Origin of the sequence: Enterobacter sp. ZOR0014 (genome assembly GCF_000798855.1) — a bacterium.
Taxonomy (GTDB): Bacteria; Pseudomonadota; Gammaproteobacteria; order Enterobacterales; family Enterobacteriaceae; genus Enterobacter; species Enterobacter kobei.
Genome location: NZ_JTLF01000267.1, coordinates 1 through 2,671, shown reverse-complemented (window position 1 = coordinate 2,671; position 2,671 = coordinate 1). Strand labels below are relative to the sequence as shown.

At 57.4% G+C, this 2,671-nt stretch carries 2 protein-coding genes; both read right to left on the bottom strand.

The genetic code is table 11. The features are described 5' to 3' along the window. Nucleotides 1-12: 12 nt before the first annotated feature. Entirely contained in the window at nucleotides 13-654 is a 642-nt protein-coding gene (kdgA, locus tag L977_RS13990; protein ID WP_014884307.1) for a bifunctional 4-hydroxy-2-oxoglutarate aldolase/2-dehydro-3-deoxy-phosphogluconate aldolase, read from the bottom strand. A gap of 39 nt (nucleotides 655-693) precedes the next feature. Further along, entirely contained in the window at nucleotides 694-2,505 is a 1,812-nt protein-coding gene (edd, locus tag L977_RS13985; RefSeq protein ID WP_047626005.1) for a phosphogluconate dehydratase, read from the bottom strand. Between the last annotated feature and the right edge of the window lie 166 nt (nucleotides 2,506-2,671).

Below are 2,671 nucleotides of genomic sequence, written 5' to 3'. Positions count from 1 at the left end.
ACGATAAAAAACTTATTGCTTCGCGCCTTCAACCGCTTCGCGAGCCAGTTTCGTGATGCGATCCCAGTCGCCCGCTTCCAGCGCATCCGCTGGCACCAGCCATGAACCCCCGATGCACAGCACGCTTTTCAGCGCCAGGTAGTCACGGTAGTTCGCCGGAGAGATACCGCCCGTCGGGCAGAAACGCACCTGAGAGAATGGACCTGCAATCGCCTGCAGCGCTTTGGTGCCGCCGTTGGCTTCTGCCGGGAAGAATTTGAACTCTTTCAGGCCGTAGTCCATGCCCAGCATCAGTTCAGACACGGTGCTGATACCTGGGATCAAAGGAATAGTGCCTTCGGTCGCTGCTTTCAGCAGCGGCTCGGTCAGGCCAGGGCTGATAGCGAACTGAGCTCCGGCCTCCGTGACTTCTGCCAGCTGTTGCGCGTTGAGAACAGTGCCCGCACCGATGATGGCGTCCGGCACTTCTTTGGCGATAGCGCGAATCGCATCCATCGCGCAGGCGGTACGCAGGGTCACTTCCAGAACACGAACGCCACCCGCAACCAGCGCTTTCGCCATTGGCACAGCGTGCTCCAGCTTGTTTACCACGATAACCGGCACGACAGGGCCAGTGGTCAGGATTGCTTCTGCACTTGTTTTCCAGTTTTTCATCAGAGTTTTCTCTCGCCAGATCGTTAAAATCAAGTCGTCTTAAAACGTAATACAGGTCGCGCCCTGCTCCGCACCGGAGAGTTTCTCACGCAGCGCGCTGAACATTTCGCGTCCGGTCCCCACGCGCGATGCGCTCAGGTCAGGAATATGTGGCTGACGTGCCGCCAGCTCTGCTTCATCCACCAGCAGGGTTAACTCACCTGTCTGACCGTTCACGCGGATTATGTCACCGTCGCGCACTTTCGCCAGCAAACCGCCGTCATAAGCTTCCGGCGTGACGTGGATGGCTGAAGGCACTTTGCCGGATGCACCGGAGAGGCGTCCATCGGTCACTAACGCAATTTTGAAACGGCGGTCCAATAATACACCAAGTGGTGGCATAAGTTTATGTAATTCTGGCATGCCGTTCGCTTTTGGCCCCTGATGACGCACTACCACCACACAGTCTTTATCAAGCAGACCCGCGTCAAAAGCGGGTAATACGTCGTGCTGGCTTTCAAACACCACAGCCGGCGCTTCAATAACCTGGTTCTCTTCCGGTACAGCAGACGTTTTCATCACCGCACGACCGAGGTTGCCGCTCAGCACTTTGGTGCCACCATGAGGAGAGAACGGTTTGTCGATGGTGGCAATCACCTGCGCATCGAGAGATGCGGTCGCCCCGTCGCGCCAGTCCAGCTCGCCATTGTTCAGCCACGGCTCCTGGGTATAGCGCTGCAGGCCAAAGCCTGCCACGGTGTTGACGTCTTCATGCAGCAAACCGCCTTTCAGCAGCTCGCGCATCAGCAGCGGTACGCCACCTGCAGCCTGGAAGTGGTTGATGTCCGCCGGACCGTTCGGGTAAAGACGTGCCATCAGCGGCACCACGGAAGAGATCTCAGAGAAATCATCCCAGTTGATCAGAATGCCCGCCGCGCGCGCCATGGCTACCAGGTGCATGGTGTGGTTGGTCGAACCGCCGGTGGCCAGCAGAGCCACGATACCGTTGACGATCACTTTTTCGTCGACCATTTTGCCCATAGGCATCCATTCATTGCCGTTTCCGGTCAGACGCGTCACCTGACGGGCTGCGGCCTCAGTCAAGGCCTGACGCAGTGGTGCATCCGGCTGGATAAAGGACGAGCCCGGCAGCTGCATGCCCATAAATTCCACCACCATCTGGTTGGTGTTGGCCGTGCCGTAGAATGTACAGGTACCCGGCGCATGGTAGGACGCGGCTTCCGCCTCCAGCAGCGCCTGACGGTCTGCTTTTCCTTCCGCATACAGCTGGCGAATACGCACTTTTTCTTTATTCGGCAGGCCGCTTGCCATCGGGCCAGACGGCACAAAAATCGCGGGCAGATGGCCAAACGACAGCGCTGCCATCACCAGTCCCGGAACGATCTTGTCGCACACGCCCAGGTACAGTGCGCCATCAAACATGTTGTGTGACAGGCCTACTGCAGCAGACATCGCAATCACTTCGCGGCTGAGCAGCGACAGCTCCATACCATCCTGCCCCTGGGTCACACCGTCGCACATTGCCGGCACGCCACCCGCGACCTGACCTACCGCATTCACGCTGTGCAGCGCGTTACGAATGATATTGGGATAGACCTCATACGGCTGGTGGGCGGAGAGCATGTCGTTATAGGAGGTAATAATGGCGATATTGTTACGCAACATGCTTTTCAGGGAGGCTTTATCATCGGGCTGGCAGGCCGCGAAGCCGTGCGCCAGGTTACCACAGGCCAGCTGGGAGCGATGGACGGTATTGCTCTTTGCCTGTTCAATCCGGGCGAGGTAGGCCGAACGGGTCTCCTTCGAGCGCTCAATAATGCGTTGTGTTACGCGTAACAATGTCGGATTCATAAAAGCTCCTCTAATTTATCTGTCCGGGCTCAGGAGTTTACAACGTCGCTGGCAGTTGTTAACACCGCTGAAACGCTTGCTGTCCGGAGCTCTGGGGCAAAATCACTTCCGGCAGTGTAATAAAAAAAGCGCCGCGGGGAAATCCACGCGGCGCTTAAAAGAATAA

Coding starts and splice junctions, on each gene's coding strand:
- kdgA (WP_014884307.1), bottom strand. CDS start 654: ATGAAAAACTGGAAAACAAGTGCAGAAGCAATCCTGACCACTGGCCCT.
- edd (WP_047626005.1), bottom strand. CDS start 2,505: ATGAATCCGACATTGTTACGCGTAACACAACGCATTATTGAGCGCTCG.